At 40.0% G+C, this 26,642-nt stretch carries 14 protein-coding genes, 1 tRNA gene and 1 pseudogene; 11 read left to right on the top strand and 5 right to left on the bottom strand.

Features of this window, described 5'->3' with window-relative positions; translation table 11 throughout:
* Nucleotides 1–186: 186 nt before the first annotated feature.
* The 6 genes from adk to ppiD all read left to right on the top strand — a co-directional run bounded on the left by adk (nucleotide 187) and on the right by ppiD (nucleotide 10,426).
* The gene (gene adk, locus GFK82_RS01595; protein ID WP_226811178.1) at nucleotides 187–831 is read left to right on the top strand and encodes an adenylate kinase; all 645 of its coding nucleotides are present in this window, start codon (nucleotides 187–189) and stop codon (nucleotides 829–831) included.
* 817 nt (nucleotides 832–1,648) lie between these two features.
* Nucleotides 1,649–2,953: a trigger factor gene (tig, locus tag GFK82_RS01600; protein WP_226811179.1), complete on the top strand. Its 1,305-nt coding sequence runs from the start codon at nucleotides 1,649–1,651 to the stop codon at nucleotides 2,951–2,953.
* 372 nt (nucleotides 2,954–3,325) lie between these two features.
* Nucleotides 3,326–3,949 carry an ATP-dependent Clp endopeptidase proteolytic subunit ClpP gene (gene clpP / locus GFK82_RS01605; RefSeq protein ID WP_226811180.1) on the top strand — a complete coding sequence of 208 codons (624 nt, stop codon included), beginning with the start codon at nucleotides 3,326–3,328 and terminating at the stop codon, nucleotides 3,947–3,949.
* A 119-nt stretch (nucleotides 3,950–4,068) separates the two neighbouring features.
* Nucleotides 4,069–5,343 (top strand): ATP-dependent protease ATP-binding subunit ClpX, encoded by a 1,275-nt coding sequence (clpX, locus tag GFK82_RS01610; RefSeq protein WP_226811181.1) that lies wholly within the window; start codon nucleotides 4,069–4,071, stop codon nucleotides 5,341–5,343.
* A 199-nt stretch (nucleotides 5,344–5,542) separates the two neighbouring features.
* The gene (lon, locus tag GFK82_RS01615) at nucleotides 5,543–7,903 is read left to right on the top strand and encodes an endopeptidase La (RefSeq protein ID WP_226811182.1); all 2,361 of its coding nucleotides are present in this window, start codon (nucleotides 5,543–5,545) and stop codon (nucleotides 7,901–7,903) included.
* Between the two features lie 645 nt (nucleotides 7,904–8,548).
* Nucleotides 8,549–10,426: a peptidylprolyl isomerase gene (gene ppiD, locus GFK82_RS01620; RefSeq protein ID WP_226811183.1), complete on the top strand. Its 1,878-nt coding sequence runs from the start codon at nucleotides 8,549–8,551 to the stop codon at nucleotides 10,424–10,426.
* A gap of 373 nt (nucleotides 10,427–10,799) precedes the next feature.
* On the opposite strand, the gene prmC is transcribed toward ppiD, so the two are convergent.
* Together prmC and prfA are read right to left on the bottom strand one after the other, a co-directional pair.
* Entirely contained in the window at nucleotides 10,800–11,648 is an 849-nt protein-coding gene (prmC, locus tag GFK82_RS01625) for a peptide chain release factor N(5)-glutamine methyltransferase (RefSeq protein ID WP_226811184.1), read from the bottom strand.
* The gene (gene prfA, locus GFK82_RS01630) at nucleotides 11,648–12,730 is read right to left on the bottom strand and encodes a peptide chain release factor 1 (protein WP_226811185.1); all 1,083 of its coding nucleotides are present in this window, start codon (nucleotides 12,728–12,730) and stop codon (nucleotides 11,648–11,650) included. The genes prmC and prfA overlap by 1 nt, the downstream gene beginning before the upstream one ends.
* Before the next feature lie 1,391 nt (nucleotides 12,731–14,121).
* Here prfA and lolB point away from each other — a divergent pair.
* The 3 genes from lolB (at nucleotide 14,122) to GFK82_RS01645 (ending at nucleotide 16,649) form a co-directional block, all read left to right on the top strand.
* Nucleotides 14,122–14,742, top strand: a complete 621-nt coding sequence (lolB, locus tag GFK82_RS01635; RefSeq protein ID WP_226811186.1) for a lipoprotein insertase outer membrane protein LolB — start codon at nucleotides 14,122–14,124, stop codon at nucleotides 14,740–14,742.
* The gene (ispE, locus tag GFK82_RS01640) at nucleotides 14,739–15,593 is read left to right on the top strand and encodes a 4-(cytidine 5'-diphospho)-2-C-methyl-D-erythritol kinase (RefSeq protein WP_226811187.1); all 855 of its coding nucleotides are present in this window, start codon (nucleotides 14,739–14,741) and stop codon (nucleotides 15,591–15,593) included. The genes lolB and ispE overlap by 4 nt, the downstream gene beginning before the upstream one ends.
* A gap of 108 nt (nucleotides 15,594–15,701) precedes the next feature.
* Complete coding sequence (locus tag GFK82_RS01645; RefSeq protein WP_226811188.1) at nucleotides 15,702–16,649, top strand: ribose-phosphate pyrophosphokinase; 948 nt, start codon at nucleotides 15,702–15,704, stop codon at nucleotides 16,647–16,649.
* Between the two features lie 766 nt (nucleotides 16,650–17,415).
* Here the strand turns inward: GFK82_RS01645 and dxs are convergent.
* Nucleotides 17,416–19,278 carry a 1-deoxy-D-xylulose-5-phosphate synthase gene (gene dxs, locus GFK82_RS01650; RefSeq protein ID WP_226811189.1) on the bottom strand — a complete coding sequence of 621 codons (1,863 nt, stop codon included), beginning with the start codon at nucleotides 19,276–19,278 and terminating at the stop codon, nucleotides 17,416–17,418.
* Nucleotides 19,279–19,316: 38 nt separating this feature from the next.
* On the bottom strand, nucleotides 19,317–20,219 hold the full coding sequence (gene ispA, locus GFK82_RS01655; protein WP_226811190.1) for a (2E,6E)-farnesyl diphosphate synthase: 903 nt from the start codon (nucleotides 20,217–20,219) through the stop codon (nucleotides 19,317–19,319).
* A gap of 1,326 nt (nucleotides 20,220–21,545) precedes the next feature.
* On the opposite strand from ispA, the pseudogene thiI reads away from it, so the two are divergent.
* Both thiI and GFK82_RS01665 read left to right on the top strand, forming a co-directional pair.
* A pseudogene (thiI, locus tag GFK82_RS04070) lies at nucleotides 21,546–21,779 on the top strand (thiazole biosynthesis protein); the annotation flags it as partial.
* Between the two features lie 1,238 nt (nucleotides 21,780–23,017).
* Nucleotides 23,018–23,100 (top strand) — tRNA-Leu (locus GFK82_RS01665).
* A gap of 1,212 nt (nucleotides 23,101–24,312) precedes the next feature.
* Here the strand turns inward: GFK82_RS01665 and serS are convergent.
* Nucleotides 24,313–25,605 carry a serine--tRNA ligase gene (serS, locus tag GFK82_RS01670; protein ID WP_226811191.1) on the bottom strand — a complete coding sequence of 431 codons (1,293 nt, stop codon included), beginning with the start codon at nucleotides 25,603–25,605 and terminating at the stop codon, nucleotides 24,313–24,315.
* Nucleotides 25,606–26,642: the final 1,037 nt, after the last annotated feature.

The raw sequence follows: 26,642 nt of genomic DNA on the forward strand, positions 1-26,642 counted from the left end.
ACAGTAATCTTTTCTTTATGCAAGTTAAAACATTTTTACCTTAGTGCGTATTAAATATAATACGCATTGTATCTAGAGTATACGATCATTTAAGGAGCTAATCTTTAAGATTGAACTATCATAATTGGATATACCGAATAAAAAACATATTTTAAAATATGTTATGTTTTCAAGGAAATTGATGTAATGCGTATTATTCTGCTGGGTGCACCAGGTTCTGGTAAAGGTACTCAGGCACGATTTATCATGGAAAAGTACGAGATTCCTCACATTTCCACTGGTGATATGTTACGTGCCGCGGTGAAGGCGAATTCTGAACTAGGTGAGCAGGCTAAGGTACTTATGGATGCTGGCATACTAGTACCAGATGATCTGGTGGTTTCATTAGTCAAGGAGCGTATTAAACAAAAGGATTGCCGTAATGGATTTTTACTCGATGGCTTTCCGCGCACTTTACCTCAAGCAGATGCCATGACAGAAACCGGTATCATTGTAGATCATGTACTAGAGTTTACGGTGCCTGATAGTCTTATCATCGAACGTATTGTCGGGCGGCGGGTACACGCCCCTTCAGGGCGTATATATCACGTGAAATTCAACCCACCTCAGCACGAAGGGAAGGATGATATCACTGGTGAATGGCTAAGCATTCGTCAAGACGATCAGGAAGAGATTATCCGTAAGCGGTTAGCTGAATATCATCAGCAGACTGCCCCCCTACTCGAGTATTTTCGTAAAAAAGCACATACTGGCCACATCCGTTATTTTATACTTGATAGCAGTGCTAACCTAAAAAAGGTTAGCGTTGATTTAGCTACCATTTTGGGCTAATTAATCCTTGATTTTAGTTGTAAATTAAATATTAAAACTTTATATGTTTTCTTGTTGACAGAATTTAGCTTTCACTTGTTTTTGATCTTTTATGAATCATGAGGTAGGGGGTATAGCTAACTAATTATGTTAGAAGATGCCTTCCTAGACTAAGAAGGCGGGTATTTATACTACAACATATAGTTCTTTTTTTGCTATCAATTATAACTGATAGACTTGCATGTCGCTAAATTTCTATACTGGTTAAGAACCTACTAATACGTGCACGATGCATAAGGGTGGGGAAATGGCACACCTCCTTCCTTATCATCCCCTTCTCTGTGTTAATAAAGAGTGACTCCTGACTGTACTAAAGATCGCTGTCATCCCTGTTTAGGATGGTTTTAGTTCTTTCTGTTTTGACTATTGTAGACTGGGTGCATCAGTTTTTACTAATTGATTGAATTCATTTCCGGCATCTTTGTCAAATTTAAGCTATATAGAATTAAAAGCGGAAGAAGTAAAAGAAAAAATAGAACTGATGTTGTGTTTTTAGTTAGAGCGGTGTTATCAAGATTTAATCGGTGGCTTCTTCCTTCCCACCGAAATGCAATTTACGTACTGTCCTCGACAGTAAATCCTATTTCGCTATAATATCTTATCTTATCTTGTTCTTGAAGATGTGCGAGATGCTCTAAGAAAGAAGGGTAATGAGTTTTAATTCCTCACACCAAGCGGATCTGAATATGTTATTTTAACTTTAAGGGACTTGAATAACTACTTCTTTAAAAATGTCCTGTGGCATTAACTGAGCACTGTGATTTTTTGAGGTAACGAAATGGAAGTTTCTGTTGAGACAACGGAAGGTCTAGGACGCCGTGTAAATATTACCATTGCTGCTAACATAATTGAGCAGGAAGTAAATAGCGAGTTAGTGAACATGGCCAAAAAAGTTAGAATTAATGGATTTCGTAAAGGGAATATTCCCATGAGTATTGTGATGCATCGATATGGTAGCTCTGTCCGTCAGGAGGTCTTGACTAATTTGATGCACCGTAATTTTGTTTCGGTCATGCTCCAAGAAAAAATCCATCCTGTGGGTATACCAAATTATCTTCCAAGTCAATATAAGACCGGTGAGGATTTCCGCTATTCTGTGGAGTTTGAAGTGTATCCGGAAGTAGAACTGAAAGAGCTTGAGGCTATTCAAGTCGAAAAACCACAGGTGGAACTCAATGATACTGATATTAATACCATGCTCGAAACGTTACGTAAACAGCAGGCAACTTGGAAAGAAATTTCTGACACTGTCGATTTAGGAAATCGTGTTACTATCGATTTTACTGGTGTTGTTAACGGTGTAGGGTTTGATGGTAGCGAAGCTACCGATTTTATGCTGGTCATGGGCGAAGGACGCATGATTCCTGGATTTGAAGATGGTATTATCGGTCATCAATCCGGAGAAAATTTTGATATCAGTGTTATCTTCCCTGAAGACTATCATCTCGACAATCTGAAAGGGAAAGCTGCAAACTTTTCTATTAAGCTAAAGAAAGTCGAGAAATGTGAACTTCCAGAGGTTAATGAGGCCTTCATTAAAAATTTTGGTATCCTCGATGGTTCTCTTGATAATCTTCGTAATGAAGTACGTAAAAACATGGAGCGTGAGCTAAAATATGCTATTCGATACCGTATAAAAATACAGGTGATCGATGGTCTCCTTAACGCGAACGATATTCATGTTCCCGCTTCGCTGATCGATGCTGAAATTGATTTACTGAAGCGTCAGGTTCCAAAGCATTTCAAGTCTCATCAGGAAAACACGCTGGAATTGCCTCGTGAGTTGTTTGAAGCACAGGCCAATCGCCGCGTTAAGATCGGTTTTTTACTCAATGAAGTCATTCGAAAGTATAAATTAAAAGTAGAAGAGCTTCGTGTGAGTGCGTTAATTGAAGAAATAGCGTCTGCCTATGAAGATCCCAAAGAAGTAATTAATTTTTATGCCAAGAATAAAGAGTTGATGGATGACATACGTAACGTAGCCCTAGAAGAACAGGCGATTGAAGTACTGCTTTCCGGTTCCCGCGTAATTGAAAAAAAAACCAGCTTTAATGAGTTAATGAAGCAGGCCAGCCTACGATAAGTATCGTGAGATTTCGGTTATGCGTTTTAAAGCTCAGTGCTCATCATGGTTGATCTACTTTGGGTGGATAATTTTGGGTGGATAGTTACTCTTGAATACAGTTGGTATGGAGCAAAGGAAGTGTGTTTAACGAGTCAGTAGTGTTTAAAATAGGCTGTATCGATATAGAACGCTTAAATCAATTAAACGCTGGAAATAATGCTGTTATTTGTACTTGTAAAACATATTTCTAATTAGAGAGTAAAGAGAAAAAATATACTTTAAGTAAAATGCAGGTTGAAATCGGTGATATCTTAGAGGGAGTAAAATAATACCAAAGTTTAGATAGAATTCAAAGCCTGGTCTTAAAAGCTCTCTTTTTAGGAGATGAAAATGTTATACAGTAGCGAACAAGACAATCCAACAAGTCATATGGCGCTTATACCGATGGTGGTAGAACAAACTTCACGCGGAGAGCGTTCGTATGATATTTTTTCGCGTTTATTGAAAGAACGGATTATTTTCATGACCGGCCAGGTTGAAGAATATATGGCGAATTTAATTGTCGCACAGATGATGTTTTTAGAAGCAGAAAATCCCGAAAAAGATATCCACTTATATATTAATTCACCAGGCGGGGTTATTAGTGCGGGAATGTCGATTTATGACACTATGCAGTTTATTAAGCCAGATGTTAGTACATACTCTATAGGGCAAACTGCCTCTATGGGTGCCTTTTTACTAGCAGCTGGCGCAAGCGGGAAACGCTTCTGTCTTCCGAATTCAAAGGTGATGATCCATCAGCCACTCGGTGGTATTCAAGGGCAGGCTACCGACATCGAAATTCATGCCCGTGAAATCTTAAAGGTCAAGGAAAGAATGAATGAATTAATGGCGAAACATACTTGTCAGCCTCTTGAAGTAATAGCTAGAGATACTGAACGAGATCGTTTCCTCTCCGCTTTTGAAGCAGTAGAATATGGATTAGTTGATGCAGTCTTGAGTCATCGCATGTGATTTCTTCATGGTTGGGGATGGATTGCACTATAGTGAATTCAGTGTGTTGTATTAGAAACGTCAGCGTTTTCGGCATCCGGTTTTAAATTTAATCGTCGTAGAAAAAAAGAGGTTTACTAATGATAGAGAAGCGCAAAGACGGTTCAGGAAAGCTGCTGTATTGCTCTTTCTGCGGTAAAAGCCAGCATGAGGTGCGGAAGTTAATTGCCGGGCCTTCAGTGTATATCTGTGATGAATGTATCGATTTATGCAATGATATTATCCGTGAAGAGATAAAAGATATTGTACCGTACCCTGAACGTAGCGCAATACCGACACCTCATGCAATCCGTCAACACTTAGATGACTACGTCATCGGTCAGGAAAAAGCTAAAAAAGTGCTCTCGGTAGCACTTTATAACCATTACAAGCGCTTACGTAGTGGTGATGCCAATGATGAAATTGAACTTGGTAAAAGCAATATCTTACTGATTGGCCCTACCGGTAGCGGTAAAACTTTATTGGCGGAAACACTAGCGCGCTTCTTAGATGTGCCTTTTACGATGGCTGATGCCACTACGTTAACCGAAGCTGGGTATGTAGGTGAGGATGTGGAAAATATCCTCCAGAAACTATTACAAAAATGTGATTATAATGTAGAAAAAGCTCAGCGGGGCATTGTGTACATTGATGAGATTGATAAAATCTCCCGAAAATCTGATAATCCTTCTATTACTCGCGACGTCTCTGGCGAAGGCGTGCAGCAGGCGCTACTGAAACTAATAGAGGGGACTATAGCTGCGGTTCCACCACAGGGTGGACGAAAGCATCCTCAGCAAGAATTTCTTCAAGTAGATACCTCAAAAATCTTGTTTATTTGTGGCGGAGCTTTTGCTGGGTTAGACAAAGTTATTCAACAACGCACTGAAACTAATAGTGGAATTGGATTTAGCGCAACCGTAAAAAGTCGTGCACAAACACTTACTGAAGGGGAACTATTAGCGCAGGTAGAGCCTGAGGATATGATCAAGTTCGGTCTTATCCCGGAATTTGTTGGTCGGTTGCCCATCTTGGCAACCTTGAATGAATTAAGCGAGGAAGCACTCATCGAGATCCTGCTAACTCCAAAGAACGCGCTGACAAAGCAGTATCAAGCATTGTTCAATCTAGAGGGAGTTAAATTAGAATTCCGAGATGAAGCACTGGCAGCTATCGCTAAAAAAGCCGTGCTGCGTAAAACCGGCGCGCGAGGTCTTCGCGCCATAGTGGAAGAAGTTTTGCTAGAAATCATGTATACGCTTCCTTCCCAAGACAGTGTAGAAAAAGTGGTAATAGATCAATCAGTTATCACCGAACAATCAGAACCATTGCTTATTTATGGCAATGGTGAAGCGAAGCAAGCCTCAGGTGAGTAATCGGGGATTATTTAACATGCCATCTGCTTGATAGTATCCGGACGGGGGATGAAATCCCCCGTTTTTTTTCATTATCAGTCAAGATTGAATGTAAGCAATATGATCCCCATATACTCAGATACCTACTTGTTAAAACGAGTAAAAACCGATTTTTTCGCATTCCATAAAACTGATGGAAGCTAAACTAAGAGAGAGCTCTATGAATGCTCAGCATTCCGAACGAATAGAAATTCCCGTATTGCCTTTGCGTGATGTGGTGGTCTATCCGCACATGGTCATCCCGCTGTTCGTCGGCCGGGAAAAATCGATTCGGTGTCTTGAAGCAGCCATGGACAGTGATAAAAAAATCATGTTAGTGGCTCAAAAAGAAGCGTTAACTGACGAGCCGGGTATTAATGATCTTTTTTCAGTCGGAACTGTATCATCTATTTTGCAGATGCTTAAACTACCCGATGGCACAGTAAAAGTGTTAGTGGAAGGGGTGACACGTGCTCGCATTAAAGATTTATTGGAGAGCGATGAGTACTTTACTGCTGAGGCAGCCTATTTTGATAGCCCCGCATTAGATGAGCGAGAACAGGAAGTATTGGTACGTACTGCTATCAATCAGTTTGAAGGTTATATCAAACTAAACAAGAAAATTCCGCCAGAAGTGCTCACTTCGCTTAACAGCATCGATGATGCGGCTCGTTTAGCTGATACTATTGCCGCTCATATGCCACTCAAGCTGGCTGATAAGCAGTCGGTACTAGAAATGACGGATATCACGCAGCGAATAGAATACTTAATGGCGATGATGGAGTCTGAAATTGACCTACTTCAAGTAGAGAAACGGATTCGGAATCGCGTCAAAAAGCAGATGGAAAAAAGTCAGCGCGAATACTATCTGAATGAGCAAATGAAGGCGATTCAGAAAGAACTGGGAGAGATGGATGATGCACCGGATGAAAATGAAGCGTTGAAGCGCAAGATTGAAGCCGCGAAAATGCCAAAAGAAGCCAGGGAAAAAACTGAGGGAGAGCTGCAGAAATTAAAAATGATGTCACCTATGTCTGCTGAAGCTACTGTTGTGCGAGGTTACATTGACTGGATGCTATCTGTACCTTGGTACGCTCGAAGTAAAGTTAAAAAAGACTTGATTAAAGCGCTGGAGACTCTCGATAAAGATCATTACGGGCTTGAACGTGTTAAAGATCGTATTCTGGAATATTTGGCGGTGCAAAGTCGGGTCACTAAAATTAAAGGACCGATTTTATGCTTAGTAGGTCCACCTGGGGTAGGGAAAACCTCACTCGGACAATCCATCGCCAAAGCGACTGGTCGTCATTATATTCGGATGGCACTGGGTGGTGTCCGCGATGAAGCAGAAATCCGCGGGCATCGTCGTACTTATATCGGTTCCATGCCAGGTAAGCTTATTCAAAAGATGTCTAAGATCGGAGTGAAAAATCCACTATTCCTGTTGGATGAAATTGACAAGATGTCTTCGGATATGCGTGGTGATCCAGCTTCTGCATTATTAGAGGTATTAGATCCTGAACAAAATGTAGCATTTAATGATCATTACTTAGAAGTAGACTATGACCTTTCTGACGTGATGTTTGTGGCTACTTCTAACTCGATGAACATTCCAGCTCCTCTCCTAGATCGTATGGAGGTCATTCGTTTATCAGGTTACACCGAAGACGAAAAACTTAATATTGCTCGCCAGCATTTATTGCCTAAGCAGCTTTCGCGTAATGCCCTAAAAAAGGGTGAGCTTACGGTGGAAGATAGCGCGTTAATGGGGATAATTCGTTATTACACCCGTGAAGCTGGTGTGCGAAACCTAGAACGAGAGATTTCTAAACTCTGCCGTAAGGCAGTGAAGACTCTGTTGATGGATAAGAGTAAAAAGCATATTACTATCAGTGCCGATAACTTAAAGTCCTTTCTAGGAGTTCAACGTTTCGATTATGGTCGAGCAGAAGGTGAGAACCGGATTGGGCAGGTAACCGGTCTAGCGTGGACTGAAGTTGGTGGCGATCTACTAACTATTGAGACAGCCGGCGTACCCGGTAAGGGGAAGTTAACTTATACTGGTTCCTTAGGGGAAGTGATGCAGGAGTCTATCCAGGCGGCGCTAACAGTGGTACGTGCCCGTGCAGATAAGCTTGGTATTAATCCTGATTTCTATGAAAAACGAGATATTCATGTACATGTACCAGAAGGCGCCACCCCAAAGGACGGTCCAAGTGCTGGTATTTCGATGTGTACCGCACTAGTATCCTGCCTAACCAGTAATCCTGTTAAGGCTAACGTAGCAATGACTGGGGAGATTACCTTGCGAGGTCAGGTGCTTGCTATTGGTGGCCTGAAGGAGAAATTGCTAGCGGCGCACCGTGGAGGTATAAAAACTGTGCTTATTCCTTTTGAAAATAAACGAGATCTAGAAGATATGCCAGCTAATGTAATAAACGATCTGGATATTCATCCGGTACAGCGTATTGATGAAGTGCTAAATCTTGCACTGCAAGATACCCCGTTTGGAATTGAAATGTTAGCTAAATCTACAAAGTAATGTATTACTAATTGTTAATTAGTACTGACCAGTTTTTTTACACCTTAAAGTTAGTAGACTATTAATGCGGAGTTGAAAGTGGATTGCTTTATTCTGAACTACTTGTTTGGGTATAGCGTTTTTTATGTGGAATTTAAAGACACGTCCGACTCGATATAAATTTTAATTGAGGAGAGAAACATGAATCAGTTATAACTGATTAAAAATACTGTGTGTTTTAATTATTTAAAGATAACTGCTGCTAGAGTGTTGGATATCATGATTAGATCAGGGATGGAAGAGTCCCTGGTGAGAGGTGATATTTTCTGCATACAAGAGCGTTCTTCTAATACTAGACTTAATCGGTAAAACAAATAGAAAACGATTAATTCCCTTATAATAATAGGATTGTTTAGGAAAAAAGGGATGATATAGATCATATCTATAACTTGTTTATAATGTCACTAGACAAATGTTATCCTCTATTTCACGGTAGAAGATAACATAGAAATCGTAGTTTATTAAGTTGTTAAGGTTAACTTCTCTCTGTTTGTTGACAGAATAGCGATAACGCACTGTTGCATCCCTCTGGATGATGAGGGTAGGGGCACAGTATATGGATCGAGGTGGAAGTTTTATTTATTTACAGCGGAGTGTGGTCATATCATGATGGATAATTTACGAGCAGCCGCTAATCACGTCATATTCAAAATTCTTCTGAGCTTGATTGCTCTCTCATTTATGCTAACTGGGATGGGGAACTATCTAACCAATCATGCCGAAGGGGAGGCAGGGTATGCTGCTACGGTAAACGGTGAGAAAATCAGCAGTGTACATCTGGAAAATATGGTGGAAAATGAACGTAATCGCCAGAAAAAATTCATGGGGGAAGAGCTTTCTGAATTAACACGTAATGAAGGTTACATACGTCAGCAGATTCTCTCAAAATTAATTGATACGGCTCTTCTAGAGCAGTATGCAACTAAGTTGGGCCTAACTATCAGTGACGATCAAATTAAACAGGAGATCTTTGCGATTCCAGCTTTTCGTACGGACAATAAATTTGACAATGTTAAGTTTCGCTTTCTAATAAATAAGATATCGCTCTCGCCAGTGCAATACGCTGCGCTAATTCGAAAACATTTACTTACTCAGCAGCTAATTAAAAGAATAGGAGAAACAGATTTTCTATTGCCAACGGAAATTGATCGGCTGTTAGCATTAGTGCTGCAAACGCGTGAAGCGCGTCTCGCTACTTTTAATATCGCATCGTTGGAAGATAAGCAAACTGCGAGTGCTGCTGAAATTGAAGCCATCTATAACACCCATAAAAACCAAATGTTATCGCCAGAACTCTTTAAGGTGAGTTATATTTCGATGGACGCTAAATCTATAGAAAAAAAAACCGTTGTCAATGCACAAGAGATTCAATACTGGTATGATCAGCATCAGGAACAATTCACTATTCCCACGAATAAACGTTACAGTATTATTCAAAGTCAAACTGAAAATGACGCCAACACTTGGCTTAAAAAATTGCATCAGGGCGAGAATTTTACGAGTCTAGCTAAAGCCCACTCTACTGATATTATTTCGGCGAAAAATGGCGGTGATATCGGTTGGATAAGTGACCGAGAGTCCCCGGATGAGCTAAAGCAGGCTAATTTGACCAAGAAAGGTCAGTTGTCTGGTGTGATTAAATCATCAGTAGGCTTTATTATTGTTCGTCTCGAGGATCTGGAACCGTCAAAATTAACGCCTCTGGATGCGGTGCGTGACAAGGTGCTGGCAAAGGTGAAACACGAAAAAGCGATCAACGCTTACTATGCACTTTTACAGAAAGTGAAAGATGCAATAAATAACGATAATGCAACACTTGTATCTGCGGAAATTTCATCAGGCATTAAAGCGAAGCAAACCGATTGGTTTACTCGTGATGATGTACCTAAATCACTAAACTATGACTTAGTGAAAGAAGTACTGTTCAATGGTTCACTTGTAGGCAAAAGTGGGGCATCGGGTAGCAATGCAAATATAATAACTATTGATAACGGTTGTGCTTTAGTTTTTCGGATCACGGATCATCGTCCCGAACGACAAAAGCAGATTGATGAGGTGCATACAGAGCTCGAACGGGAAGTGAAGCGTTATAAAGCTATAAAGCAAGCTACTCTAGAAGCTAAAAAAGCGCTGGCTTCTCTTAAGCAGAATCACAGCAGTAAAGCGTTGCAGGTTATCGGCCTAACTTTTAGTGCTCCACAATATTTTGATTCAGTAAATCAGGGTAATCCAGTAGTAGCAGCAGTATTTAAGTTACAACCTCCGCCTCTAGGAAAAAGTAGTTACGGCATGGTCACTAATACGAATGGTGATATTGTACTGATATCACTAGATAAGATTAGATCGAAAAAGTTGAATGCGAAACAGCGCCAAGTATTTGTTCAGCAGTTAATTCAAGGGATGAAGGGGGTAACGTTTGATGCATTGCTAGTAAATCTGCGTGCTGCTGCAAAAATTACAATAACAGAGGTGAGAAACAGATAGAATAATTGCTTCCAGCGAAAATCAATAGGTGATACAATAAACTCCATGCTATATTGAGGATATATAGCTCTGAATTAAGTATATCAATTTTTCTTGAAAATCATAGAAAAATTGCCCAAAGTATAGTGCACTCCAGTTAGTAGAATACTAATGCCAGATTTACCCTATACTATTTAATATAGTATATTTTGTTTACGGATTCATCCTGATAAAGTCGAATAAAGTAATCGCGGTTATCAATAAAACAAATTTATGATTATATATATAAATATTGGTTAGATAGGTGAGGTTGAAGGCAAGTACTAATTGTTTTTTTTGATCAACTTCAGTGATCCTGTCTTATATAGAAAGGTTTCTTTTTTTATCTTTTGGATCATAGTTCTTTGTGAACCCACTGTCCTTGACTAACGCGCTCATTATCACCATAATCGCAGAAGGTAGTAATCTGTGAAAAGCCAGCACGGGCAAGGAGTGTACGTACTGCTGTACCCTGATGCCAGCCATGTTCCAGCAGGAGCCAGCCGCCTGCTAACAAACACGGGCCTGCAGCTCGTGAAATCGCCTCTAGGTCCTTTAGACCTTCCTTTCCAGCTACCAGGGCGATTCGGGGTTCAAAGCGCACGTCGCCCTCATTTAGATGAGGATCGTCCGCTTTAACATATGGTGGATTACTAACAATTAGATCGTAGTATCTGGTTTGAAATGGTTGAAACCAGTCACCTTCGTAAAATTTTACGTTATTCAGGTTAAGTTTAGTGGCGTTGTCGCGAGCTAAAGTCACTGCGCTTAATAGACGTTCCAGTCCGGTTACTTTCCAAGCAGGTCGTTCTGAAGCGAGCGCTAACGCGATCGCGCCGCTACCGCTACCTAAATCTAGCACATTAGCATGTGTAGGAGGCAATAGATCTAGTGCGTGTTGCACTAGACATTCCGTATCAGGTCGTGGAATTAAGGTATCGGGCGATACTCGAATCCGTAGAGACCAGAACTCACGTTCGCCAGTTAGATAGGCTATAGGCTCACCCTGTTCGCGTCGTTCTAATAACAATTCTAATACAGTTCGCTGCCTGTCCGTTAATAGGGTTTCCCCAAAGGCTAACACGCGGGTGCGTGTTGCACCCGTTACCTTTGACAGCAAAATTTCAGCATCACGTTTAGCGCTAGGGCTCTTGGATGCGCGAAGCCTAGCATAGGCTATCGTTAGCCATTCCTGCCAAGTCATTAAGATCCCTCAGATACGTTGGAAAGCTGATCGGCTTGATATTCCTGCATAATAGGTTTAATGAGTATATCGAGTTTTCCGTCAATAATCTCCTCTAGCCGATATAGGGTAAGTGCGATCCTGTGATCCGTCACTCGTCCTTGTGGAAAATTATAGGTTCGAATACGATCAGAACGATCACCGCTACCAAGTAGCGTCCGGCGTGTTAAAGAATTTTCCTGTTGGCGTCGCTGGACTTCGGCTGCATATAAACGTGCTCCCAGCGCTGAGAGAGCCTTGGCTTTATTTTTATGTTGGGAACGTTCATCCTGACATTCCACTACAAGTCCAGTCGGCAGATGGGTGATGCGGATAGCTGAGTCGGTGGTGTTAACGTGTTGTCCACCTGCCCCAGAGGAGCGGAAGGTATCAATACGTAGATCGCTGGCATTTATTTCCGGTAATTCTGCTGTTGGGATCTCTGGCATTACTGCGACGGTACAGGTAGAGGTGTGAATACGTCCTTGGGATTCTGTTTCTGGCACCCGCTGTACACGATGTCCTCCGGATTCAAATTTTAGTAGACCGTAGGCGCCTTCAGCTGAGATCTTAGCGATCACTTCTTTATAGCCGCCCTGCTCACTGTCACTGGTGCTAACAATCTCCATATGCCAGCGGCGCGTCTCAGCAAAACGGCTATACATGCGAAATAGAACGCCCGCAAACAGTCCTGCTTCATTACCTCCAGTTCCAGCACGCACCTCGATAAAGCACCCCCGTTCATCATCAGAATCCTTCGGTATTAGAAGTGCTTTTAGCTGATTTTCCAGCTGTTCTCTGTGGTCGTAGCATATTCTTAGCTCTTCTTGTGCCATACTATGCATTTCCGGGTCTTGCAACAGATGATCCGCATTACGGATATCATATTGCATTTTTTGCCAGCGTTGGAAACAGTTACTCAGATTAGACAACTGTGCATATTCTTTCGAGAGAGTACAGAAACGCGCCTGATTAGCAATCACATCTGGGTCGCCGAGGAGAACTTCTAGTTCTTTCCAACGCTCTTGCAACGTCTCTAATTTTTCGACCATCGAAGATTTCATGAGTGGTAATTTACCTTATGTTTATTTAGTGTGCATTGAGTCTTGAGAGATTGCATAAAATTTATAGTCGCTGGGTGTTTTTGTAATGAAAGTTTGTTAGCATCCCGGAATGCCTTGCACTACCTACACCGGCTTATGGAGAAGTAAGTGTAGAGCCCCATTAAAGCGCGGGCTTTAAATACCTCTTTCAAGTTGTCTACTCGCGTAGGCCGCTAATTATAAATTATCTTAATTGCAATTTATCGCTATAACTGCCTGCTCATTATAATATCCAGATATTTTTAGATGATGATAGTTATTTCTAATACAATTCTATTGTGGAAGAATTAAATGAAGATCACGCAGAGTATATAGATATATATGTGATCGAGCTTTTACCCTAGCAAGCTGGGTAAGAAACGACTCACTTTAAGTGTTTTCTTTAGCATTTTAGCTATATTTGATAAGGTACTGGAAGTGTGAGTGGTGATAACGAAAGGAATAGCTTGACTGCTAATCAAGTTTTACGTAGCTAATAACATGAGCGCTAACTTTTGTTCTTAGTTCCATCGCCTATTGATATAGGCGCAGGCATGTGGTTATGATAAGTCGATTAATCTTAATTTTAGTGTCAATATTATTCATGCGATTATGTGCATGGTTTTTCTTTATATAGTAGCATGAGGGTCATTTCTACAAGAGATTTAAAAATCTTCTAGATCCAGAATAGAGATGATTTTGATGTTGGGAGGGAATTGATCGTTATTTTAGTGTGTACTCTATCAACCATAAATAATGACTTTCAAAAGGATTAACGTCTATTTAGTGATAGGTGGTGATCCTAGTGAGATTTAATGAATTTCTCCATTGATTCGAGAATATAGAGCTTGATGAGGATTAGTGAGTCTAAGTTTATATGACGGGCATTAGATGCCGGATAGTGGTTTAGCTGAGATCCAGAAAGACTACAGGATGCTTTGATAGGTTCTAGATGGGGATATATTATATCTCAGTCACTGAGGCAGCCGCCTCGTGATAGTCAACTTGCTATTCAATACTGACTAAGTTAGCGTGATTACGATTAGAAAGGACGTGAGTACTTTTGATCTGGAAGTATGCCACTAAGTCATCTAGTGCTGCCTCTATCATATCTGGTTAAAAAGTTACCCGTTTACATAAATCCAACGATACTGTTTTTTATTGATACTGCATTTTATAAATATCATTGATTAAGCAATGATATTTATATTTGATAATCAGAAAGAAGAAAAACTAAACCGCATTTTTCTTTCTACATTATTCCTCATCAATTGGGAGATGAAATTTAATAATGATAGCTATTGACGCTCACTATCCTCTAAGCTAGCGTAAAAAAACTTTTTTATTCCTCGCATTTGAAGGACGGTAAAGTCATGCCAGAGCCTAACCACACTGTTTGTCGATTCTTTTTATTTCTTAGCCTATTACTCTCTGCCTGTGGTGTTTCTTCTTCTATTTCTGCTAAAATTCACAGCTCACCCGAATGGGTCGCCCATCAGAAGAAAGTATCAAACCTCACGCATTATCAGACGTGTGGTGCATTCGCTTATCTTTCTAGTGATCAAAAAGTCTATGCTAGATTTAATTGGCACCAGATTAGCGCTAATCGTTATCGGTTAATTTTAACTAACCCGCTTGGTGCCACAGAAATGGATATTAATATCCAGCTAAACAAAGGGAGGTTTATCAATAAACAGGGTAAATGTTATACTGGCACAGATCCTGAGATGATGATAAAGAAACTGGCTGGTATACCTATTCCGATAAACGACTTACGCCAATGGATGCTAGGCCTACCTGGTCATGCATCGAATTTTACCCTGGACTCCCGAGGATATTTGCATACACTGCATCAGTGCTACAATGGGCAGATCTGGACGGTAAATTATCAAAAGTATTATGAAGAGATTGTACCAGCTATGCCAGAGAGAATGCAATTAAATCAGGGAGATAATTGCATCAAATTAAAAATGGATAGCTGGAGATTATCATGACGAACGAGTGGCCTGCCCCGGCTAAGCTTAACCTATTTTTATATATTACTGGACAGCGTGCCGATGGTTATCATCTTTTACAAACTCTATTTCAGTTTCTTGATTATAGCGATACCCTAATCATAGTACCCACTATGGGTGGCCGAATTTGCCTAAAAAATCAGATTATTGGCGTTACGGAAAAAGAGAATCTTATTCTTCGTGCCGCTCGGTTATTGCAGCGCCACTGCTGGACGTTAGATGATCCTTTAACGCCGGGGGCAGATATCTGGCTTAAGAAAGTGCTACCCATAGGGGGGGGGCTAGGCGGCGGGTCTTCAAATGCCGCCACTGTTCTTGTGGCGCTTAATGTCCGCTGGGGTTGCGGGCTGGCTTTGTCAACGCTTGCAGAGCTTGGGTTAAGTCTGGGTGCAGATGTTCCGGTATTCGTATACGGCAGAGCGGCATTGGCTGAAGGTATCGGTGCTTGCCTCACGCCAGCAAGCCCGGAAGAAAAGTGGTATCTCGTTCTGATTCCACCGATTAATATTTCTACGCCTTATATTTTTAGCAATCCTGCGCTAAAAAGAGATACGCCAGTACGCTCACACTTTCAGCTTATGGACACGCCTTTTTATAATGATTGTGAACCGATTGCCAGAAAATGTTTTTTCTCCGTGGAACAGCATCTTACATGGATGTTAAAATATTCACCTTCACGAATGACAGGTACAGGGGCTTGTGTATTTCATGAATTTGACACTGAGATGGCTGCACGCCAGGTTTTATCTCAGGCTCCGGTATGGATGCGCGGTTTTGTAGCGCGAGGTGTTAATGTTTCCCCATTGCACCGAGTCTTATTAGAAGCATAACATATAGCGTACTATATTCTTTTTAGGATTGCTGCGTAGAGCTCGATATCTTTTCCGGTGTCTAGTTGCCGCAAGACTTTTTCTAGATGCAAGTCGGAGGTTTTTCTCGTGCCTGATATGAAGCTTTTTTCTGGAAACGCTACCAAGGAACTAGCGAATAGTATTGCTAATTGTTTGTATACCAATCTCGGTAACGCTGCTGTTGGTCGGTTTAGTGATGGCGAAGTTACTGTGCAAATTAATGAAAATGTCCGCGGTGGGGATATTTTTATTATTCAATCTACCTGTTCACCCACTAATGATAATTTAATAGAATTGGTGGTTATGGTTGACGCGCTTCGTCGTGCTTCTGCTGGCCGTATCACTGCTGTTATTCCTTATTTTGGATATGCCCGTCAAGATCGTCGTGTCCGTTCTTCTCGCGTTCCAATTACTGCCAAAGTAGTAGCGGATTTTCTATCAAGCGTTGGTGTTGACCGCGTTCTGACAGTCGATCTACATGCAGAACAGATCCAGGGTTTCTTTGATGTACCGGTAGACAACGTATTCGGCAGCCCAATTCTTTTAGAAGATATGTTGCAACAGGGTTTGCAAAATCCAATTGTCGTTTCTCCCGATATTGGGGGTGTGGTGCGTGCGCGTGCAATAGCTAAGTTGCTTAATGATACTGATATGGCAATTATTGATAAGCGACGGCCGCGCGCGAATATTTCGCAGATTATGCATATTATTGGAGATGTATCAGGTCGTGACTGTGTACTAGTAGACGATATGATCGATACTGGAGGCACCCTATGTAAAGCCGCTGAAGCCTTGAAAGAGCATGGCGCTAAACGGGTTTTTGCTTATGCTACGCATCCGATCTTTTCTGGCAATGCCTATACCAATATTAAAAAATCGGTAATCGATGAAGTTATTGTTTGTGATACTATTCCGCTAGATCCAGCAATAAAGGCATTACCTAATGTGCGTACGCTAACATTATCTGGGATGCTGGCAGAAGCGATTCGTCGTATTAGTAATGAAGAGTCTATTTCCGCGATGTTTGAACATTAATATGATTTTATACGTTAATATTGATAGCTCTTTATAGAGTGCAGTATTCCGGTGGAGATTTAATATCGATTATGATTTGTTGCATATGATTCTTTTGTAAACATTAATATTATTACTTCTTATTTTAAGGGAGTGCTGGGATAAGGATGGAGGTAACCGTAGTCTTACCTGAAGTAGAGATATGAGCGAGAAGGTGGTGAATATGATATCAAGCATAACTATCTTGATGGGGTATTGAAGGCATGCATGATGAAGAATAATGCCATGATTTTCTTGCAATCTGCGCTACACTATACAGAAAAAAGTGTATATATACGAGATAACAGTAAAGAAATTCTGTATTATATCTGCGTTGTATCTCGTTGGATTTATTAAAGAAAAATGCTTGATTACATGTTAGTTAAATCTGAATGAATACAAGTTGGAGATAAAATTAAAAGAAGACTTATTAAAACAGCTAGAATACTTCAGTTTTTTATAACAACAGTAATTTAGGATCTCTTTAATGGGGAGTGCTATTCTATAAAAAGCGGATGTAATTTAACAACGTATAGAATTTTTTCATAAAACACAGCTAAAAAACATGAGGAGAGTTAAGAATCAGTGCTATGCTTAATGCATTCAAATAGATTAGCTACTATAACGGGAAAAAATTGAATCTTTAGTCTATGATCATGAATAGGAAATGCTGCATATATCCGTTAAGAATCTAGTAATATAGGGTATTTAAGTAATGTAGCCAGGAGAATATATTTTTTACTAAGGGCTAAGCTAGCCATGCCTCAATTTTCCGACGGATCCCCTCACCATCCAGTCCTAGATCCGACCGGATCTCGTCCTGGCTACCCTGTGGTAAAAAGTGATCCGGTAAGCCGATATTTAATACTTGCACCTGTAGCCGACTGTTCATAACATATTCATTTACTCCACTGCCGGCGCCCCCTATGATAGCGTTTTCCTCTATTGTGACTAGTGCCCGATGGCTATCTGCCATTTCGCTTATTAGCGCACCGTCGAGAGGTTTGACGAAGCGCATATCTACTAGTGTTGCGTTCAGGGCCTTCGCCGCATTTTCTGCGTGAATTAATAAGGTACCAAAATTGAGAATAGCTACCCCCGTACCTTGGCGTCGAACTATTCCTTTTCCTAGTGGTAATTCATACAGATCGCTAAGAATGATTCCGGTTCCGTTGCCGCGTGGATAACGTACCGCAGTTGGCCCTATACGGTAGTGATATGCAGTGTGTAGCATTAGGCGGCATTCGTTTTCATCGCTCGGCGTCATGATGACCATATTCGGAATACAGCGTAGGTAAGAGAGATCGAATGCGCCCTGATGAGTTGGGCCGTCAGCACCAACTACCCCGCCGCGATCGATGGCAAATAGAACCGGTAAATTCTGAATGGCCACGTCGTGAATTAACTGATCGTACGCACGCTGCAAAAAGGTGGAATAAATAGCGACCACAGGATTATAACCGCTAATAGCTAGTCCTGCAGCAAAGGTAACTGCATGCTGTTCAGCAATAGCTACATCAAAATACTGATTCGGGTACTGGCGAGAAAACTCGACCATCCCCGAACCTTCACGCATAGCCGGTGTGATCGCCATCAATTTATTATCACCAGAGGCACTAGCGCAAAGCCAATCACCGAAAATAGTTGAGTAGGAGGGGCATCTGTTTCCGCTTTTTGGGAGTGTACCAATTTTGGGATCGAATGTTGGTACCGAATGCCAGCTTATAGGGTCTTTTTCTGCTGGTGCATAGCCACGGCCTTTTTGGGTCATTATATGCAGAAGATGTTGTCCTTTTTTGTTACGTATATTTTTAAGCGTGTTCACTAGGCCATGGACATCATGTCCATCCATCGGACCGAGATAGTTAAATCCTAGCTCCTGAAATAGAGTACCCGGTACTGCCATATTTTTAATATGTTCTTCAGTGCGCTTTACTAATTTCTTGATCGGCGGAATACCAGATAATACTTTTTTTCCGCTTTCACGCAGACTAGAGTAGAGTTTACCAGACAGGATCTGTGCTATCCGCTTATTCAGCGCCCCAACATTTTCCGAAATGGACATGTTATTGTCGTTTAGTAACACAAGCAGGTTTGATTTTATATCGCCTGCGTGATTCATCGCTTCGAATGCCATGCCGGCGGTGATGGCGCCGTCACCAATGATGCATACTGTACGACGATCTAAGTCTTCAATCTCAGCCGCCACTGCCATACCGAGTCCAGCGCTAATGGAGGTTGAAGAATGTCCTACAGATAAGTGGTCGTATTCGCTTTCACCACGCCAGGGAAATGGATGTAACCCATTACGTTGGCGAATAGTGGTAATACGATCGCGGCGTCCTGTTAGAATTTTATGTGGATAAGCCTGATGGCCAACATCCCAAATTAACTGGTCAAACGGCGTATTATAAACGTAATGAAGTGCTACTGTCAGTTCCACTGTACCCAGTCCCGAAGCGAAATGTCCGCTTGAGCGGCTAACACTATCTAGCAAAAAATTCCGTAGCTCTTCGCATAGAGCTACTAGACTCTCTTGTGGTAACTGGCGAAGCTCTATAGGATTGTTAGCCAAGATCAGTGTTGGGTATTTTTTTGTGTCAAGACTCATGGAGTACTCATGTTTGAGATGTAAAGAACCACATCGACTTATTTATCACGTTCAATGATATAGCGCGCTAGCGCTACCAGCGGGGCTATATTATAACCGAGCGAAGCGATAGATTTTAAGGATGCTAGCGATGCATCATATAGAGCTTTAGCCTTTACTCGCGCCATATCCAGTCCTAGTAGTGCCGGATAGGTGATTTTATCTATTTTTTGATTTTGACCCTGTTGTTTTCTAGTGCTGTGACTGTCACCCACAATATCAAGAATATCGTCCTGTACCTGGAAAGCTAAACCGATCGTCTCAGCGAAACGATCCAGATAACGACCCGTTACGCTATTGTATTGGCCTGGTGCCAGCATACCTAGCCTTACTGCTGCTCGAATAAGCTTGCCTGTCTTGTGCCGATGCATAATCTCTAAGCTTTTAGGTGAGACTTGTTTCTCTGCTAGCGTTATATCTAGCGCTTGTCCGAGACACATCCCCTTAGCTCCGCTAGCGGAAGCTAGAATGGAGATCATTTTTAGGCGATCTTGTAAAGATACCTCTGGCATCTCTGCATCAGCTAAAATACTGAAAGCCAATGTTTGCAGCGCATCGCCAGCCAAAATGGCTATCGTTTCGCCGAATTTAACATGGCAGGTTGGTAAACCTCGCCGTAATTTATCATTATCCATTGCTGGTAGATCGTCATGAATCAGCGAATAAGCATGAATGCACTCAATCGCAGCTGCAGGGGCATCAAGATTGATGGAAGGTAGACCAAAAAGACGCCCTGTTTGATAAACTAAAAACGGCCGAAGACGCTTTCCACCCAGTAGTGTACCATGGCGCATAGCTTTGATAAGGGGGGCTTGTTGTCTAGGGAGGGCGTTAAGATAATGTTCAAGTACGGCATCTACCTTCTTGCGACTATCTTCTAGCGCTCTTGCAAAATCGCTCATACTCTATCTTTTTCTGAATAAAAATAAGTAAGTAGGTCTTCTGGTTTGTTATTCAAAAGGATATGAACTCGCTGTTTTGCTTGTTTAGTGAGTTTCTGCTTTAATTTTTTTGATGGTAGTATCAAAACTCGCGAGTTTTTCAGTTTTTTTTTCATGGTTTATATCTTACCGGTTACTTACCTAAAGTAGGGATAAGATTCAATTTTAATCTAGAGTGTGATGATTAGCAAATGTCACCTGAATCCCGTATGAAATGTGAAAATAGTACTCTTGCTTTGTTCTGTAGGGGGTACAGTGTACCTGGTTTTCTATTATATAATAGATTGCAAGGCGTTACTACTTAATCAGTAGGGCATGACTATTCTTCTGAAATTCATCATCGAACTGTTGCAGAAAATCACGATAAAAAGTTAAATTGCACAGTTATATTTTATAAAAATACTTGTTAGTAAGACCTGTAATATTCTTAAACTTTGCGATATCTTATGTTCGGTATTACTTTATTGAGATTATATCGAGGTATAAGCTAGTACTTCAGTACATAGCACTACCTATCCAATGTTTTGACTCATCTTCTCGGTATCTATCATATATTCAAGATATAAGGTTATTTTTTGAAAAAAAATGCTTGATGTTTATCAAGCCATGATAGCCACATGTTTGTATTCAATGCACTCATCCCGATACAATAATATTACTAGAAATTACATATGATCAGCTAGGCCTGATAATTTGAGTACTTCGAAGGTTTAGGTGGTTATTGTTTTTTAATTTTATCCACATGTTTCATGAAATCGGTATCTGTTAGGTATTGCTATCTCTTATGGCATCGATTTTTAATATCGCATAACGTATATTTTATATCTTTTGATTTCGTTCAGGTGAGCAACGAAAGTTTAAAAAAGGTAGATGACGGCCTGATAGATAGGATTTTCCTAAAGCGCATCATGGTGTGTACCATATCATTTATTATAAAGCGATATGCTATTTAAGCGCTAGTAACAGGCGAAGCACGTATTCAAGTATTCTCTCAGAGACTCACTAATCTGTACAGGATTGTCAATGTTTGGGATGCACTCACTGGTCCTGACCCTGTATTTCCCATAATAAATAAAATATGATCAATCTGGCACGTCAGGTCGGCATAGAAATATATTCAAAGTATGTCAGAATACTATGGATTTTTCTAAAAAATCGACTGTTTAGGCAGTGAAAAGTCAACTCAAACAAGAAGAGAGAGAGATTTGATTGTATAGTGCTTGACGTTCCGTTATTTTAGGTACAGGTATGTGAGTTTTACAGCATTGTTGCAAGGAGAATGCTGTAAACTTCATAGAAGTGAAAACGACTGATGCATTGAGTAATAGTCATCTCTTGTTGGATATTAGATCTCCTGATGAACAGGAAGATAGATCGCTAACATTAAAGCATGCAGCAGTGAAGATCATACTGTTCTATAAACTAGGTAGTCAATTTTGTACTCTTAATCAGACACACACCTACCTTTTATACTGTGAACGTGGGGTCATGAGTCGTCTTCAAGCACTTTATTTACGATAAAAAGAGATTTTATAATATTAAAGGTTTATTGCCCTTAAATCCCTATCCTTATCAGCCACAATCATACAGGATGCTACCATGATTAGAGGTTATCTTGGCCTGTTTCCATTTCCGATAAAATATCTTGAGGTAATATACATTAACTAGCTTCATCGTCCGCGTTTGGCTATTTTAAAATATAATTAATGCAGTTGAAAAGAACATTTATCGTGCGGGCCTTGTTATGTTCGTGAAGAAGAGATGGTATGTTTTGCTCGTATTGATTATGGTACTTGCTTTCTTCGAAGAGTCTTTTAAATGCTAAAATTGCTAAGACAGCATATAGGTAAGCAAAAAAACATTAGAACATTTCACCTTATCCCTAAAAATTATCTAATTGACTTCATGGGTATTATACCCTCTCTAAACAGAGTCCTACGCCATAATGATTTTTTATTTTCAATACTCAATTGGATCTTCTAAATTGGGTGGAATAGATATTCCATACTGACGATAGATTTTAAATATTTAGTTTTTAGAAAGTGCTTTTGTATATCACAATGATGAAGTTTTTTTAAAGAGAAAAAGATAAGATCCAGTACAATACAATTGTTAGAATATTTATTAAAAAACTCTATTTTTCTTTGTTTTTGGTTTTCTGATTTATTCAAAGTAAAATCTTATTAATTTTCAGGGGAGGCCTTAAACCTCTGGTAAGGTGTCATAGAAACAATTTTTGTTATCAAATAAGTTAGATTGTATCTTTTTAGAGCGGAGTTTTAAAAACTTCCCTTAGCTTCTAACACTTTTTGCACATGCTTTAGAGTTGTGTGAGAGCATTCCTAATGCTTTATTGAGAACCAATCAAGTTCTTGTCCATTGCGCTTAATAAACATTAAGATCTTGTCAAGGATGAAATCCTATTTTAATTCATTAATTTGAATCATGATATTCAATGCAAGCAAATATAGTTTTTCCTATGAAACACTGCTGTATTCCAATCTTTGGTTTGCAAGATTTTATCTAGCCTTAACACATGACGTACACTGGAATATATTTAATAAATAATATAAAGAATATGACTACAATTACCTTATTTTAGATGAATCACTAGTCCTTTTCTCCCACTGCTCATTGACTGAGGAGATCATATACTTTTTAGATTTTTTGTACTTAGTCCTGCATATAGAAAAGTGAATTACTATTGCAGTAGTATCTATGATACGGTAGTATGGAACTTAAATTCTCGTATAGTCTTTGCCGAAGTGGCGAAATTGGTAGACGCAGTTGATTCAAAATCAACCGCCTTCGCGGTATGCCGGTTCGAGTCCGGCCTTCGGCATTATCCAATCCCATAATATTGATATTAATCAATTCCATTTATAATGGAAGCGATAGAAACCGTTGCTTCTATTATAAAGGGTGAAGTGCCGTTTTACTATAATTGAAGATTAAACTTCATCTATTATATTAATGAGTATTGAGAGAGATAGCGTATTTACTATATTATAAGGATATATTTCGATTACTAAATAAGTAAGATTCCTACGGTCAGCGCCTATTTTATAGAATGTATCTATATCTATATCTATATCTATATCTATATCTATATCTATATCTATATCTATAGATATAGATAGGTTTACTATTAACTCATGCTTGATCGCCTACAGCAATCTCTTGTTATTTAATACTGATTATTAATCATATCTAATTATCAAGTAATACATGCTGATAAAGCATGTATCATCAGTCCTCTATAAAAACTGTTTGAATATCCTTCAAAAGGATATCTGTGATGTTTGCAACAGATTGACCAATTGTGAAAAGTTTATTCGCTGAGTGTGGATGATAAAAGACAAATTAGAATGAAAAAAATTATATAGAAAGAAGTATCTATTTTTTTCGCTTGTTTTCAGCGAATTCTCAAGCCAACGAAAATCCAAGAAATAGTTCAAGTAGATATTTAGTGATCAAGGATCGTCTGCTAGACGATTCCGCATCTTCTCATGCTTGGTATATGTCATGACTATTAACATAGTGTTTAAGCAGGGATGATATAAGAAGTGATGTAATTTTAGGTTTTCCATAAATAATAGACGAAACTGGTTTTTCTCATTAAAAGATGCTGAGAGTTGTGATGAACACTACCTGTATTGATTGACTAATAAAGCTGTTTTCAATATGCGATTGAGAGAAATCGGTGTTTATGCGTTGATACATAAACGGATAAGGAGATACAATGGGTACTGTGATCAATAGGTTGCAGTAATACGCATTATTATTGCTCTATCAACGTGATTCAGCTTGAATAAGCCATGAAGACGTAACGCTCTCTTTGTTAATCTAGTGGCGAATGATCTGAAACATAGTTTTGATTGTAAATATAGGAGTTACTAAAAAAATCCAACAAAATAACTTTTTCCATCTCGGATATGGCAGAAAAAGTGAATAAAACAGTATTGAATCAATATATTATATTTATAATATATCGCAGGATAGTCAATATAGTGAACAAATGCGCTTATTAACGACATACTATGCATGTGATTACTTAGCCGATATGGGTCAAACCTTTCATGTAGGGTTGCAGTATTTCTGGTATTTCAATGCGACCGTCGGCTAATTGATAATTTTCTAAAAGCGCTACCATGGTACGGTCAACTGCGAGTCCAGAACCGTTAAGCGTATGTAGTAACTGAGGTTTCTTCTCTGTCCGACTGCGATAGCGAGCTTGCATCCGGCGCGCCTGGAAATCACCAATATTAGAGCAAGAGGATATCTCGCGGTAGGTGTTTTGTGCTGGCAACCACACTTCTAGATCGTAGGTTTTACATGAGGCAAAACCCATTTCCCCAGCACAAAGGAGTATTTTTCGATAGGGTAACTTTAGTAATTGCAGTACTTTTTCGGCATGTCCAGTCATCTCTTCGAGAGCTTGCATCGACTGTATTGGTTTTACTAGTTGTACCATTTCCACTTTATCAAACTGATGCATACGAATAAGTCCACGAGTATCACGTCCATAAGAGCCGGCTTCCGAGCGAAAACAGGGCGTATGGGCGGTCATCTTTAGCGGTAGCGATTCTTCTTCGATGATCTCATCCCGTATCAGATTAGTCAGCGGCACTTCCGCAGTTGGGATCAGTGCATACGTGCTAGTGTCTGGTTGTCCGCTAAGTGGCTGAGTATGAAAAAGATCTTCAGTGAATTTTGGTAGTTGTCCAGTACCGTACAGCGAAAGGTTATTTACTAGATAGGGTAGATAATACTCCAAATAGCCATGTTTTTCGGTATGTAAATCCAGCATAAATTGTGGTAATGCGCGATGAAGGCGGGCAATCTGCCCACGCATTACTACAAAACGGGACCCGGTTAGTTTTACTGCAGCGGCAAAATCTAAACCGCCCGCCATTTCACCTAGCTCGACATGATCTCGAATAGGAAAATCATAGTGGCGTGGCTCACCCCAGTACAAAACTTCTATGTTATGGTTTTCATCAGCGCCATCTGGTACCTCGTCGGCAGGAATGTTAGGTAGCGAGAGCGTGTAGTTACGAAGAAAGGTTTGCAATACATCTAATTCTTTTTTCGCAGCATTTAAACGCTCACTAAGCCTCATAACCGTTTCCCGCATTGAGGCGATATTTTCCCCGCGGTATTTGGCTTTGCCGATTGAATTAGAGGTGGCATTACGTTCTGCTTGTAGATTTTCGGTTTCTACCTGGAGCAATTTTCGACGCTTCTCATGTTGGCGAAAGATTGTCACATCCAGTTGAAATTTCCTGCGTGCCAATTTTATGGCGACAGTGTTAAGTTCATTGCGTAGCAGATTTAAATCGAGCATGCTAGTCCTATAGTGATGAGTATCTAATGTAAATTATCGGCCTTACGACCAATAAACGGACGCCGTATGATAAATATTACTAACCTTACCCCAACAATGGGGTGATCGATACTTTTTTGTCTGGCTAGCTCAATCTATGTCGATTAGTTTTGAATAATAGTCTCGGTTATGAGTGATACAGTAGAGAATATAGTTTTATCAGCAGAGATAGATATTAAGTTTGCCTTGAGATGCCTATGTTCAATACATAAGCTTTATATCTTAGCTTGATAAGCTAAAGGGCTCGCAAGGATAAGCGGGGGTCTATTTTAGATTGCTGTTTAAAATGAGGATTGAGATCGTTATTCGGTTTTCAACTCAAGATAGATAATATCACTTTATTCGAGTAGCGATTTGGTTGAATGATACACGCCACTATCGATACAATAGGGTTAGCAGGCTGTTATAGAGTTGCCTGGCAGGCGTCTATATCAGCCGGATCTTATCTATACTAAAACGATTGCTACTTAGCGTATCTCATCAAGGAACGCCCCTTCTCTCATGCAGCCTTACTGTCGGTTGTACTTATTTCTTGTTGAGAGCGTAAAATTTTGAAATCCAAGTGCATATTACTGTTTATTTTATCTTCTGAAAGAAGATAGATTGCCGACTGCTGTATGATATATTGTTTTACTGAGTATATATGATTTTCTTTGTACGGATTCACTAATCAATAAAAAAAATTGATGTTTGGACCGTGTAATAGAATACTACTAAGAGACAACAGCAGCCTTAAATGTAGTTTAAAACCCTAGTTCTCAATGGTGTCGTTGATAAAGATCATGATAACCTTCTATAATTACTTATGTAACAGGCGTCTAGGTTGTTTTTATGAAAAAAATACTGTGTTTCTCATTGACTCATGGTATTGAGTGTCTAATTCTGTATTGTAATCTAGCGGATACTCTTTAATTAAGTATTTTTTCTCATCCTTGAGACGTAGAATCCTTACCCTTAGTGTTCTCTAACTGAATCAGGTTGTAATGGGGAACAAGTTT

Source organism: Candidatus Steffania adelgidicola, from assembly GCF_020541225.1.
In the GTDB taxonomy this organism is placed as follows: Bacteria; Pseudomonadota; Gammaproteobacteria; order Enterobacterales; family Enterobacteriaceae; genus Steffania; species Steffania adelgidicola.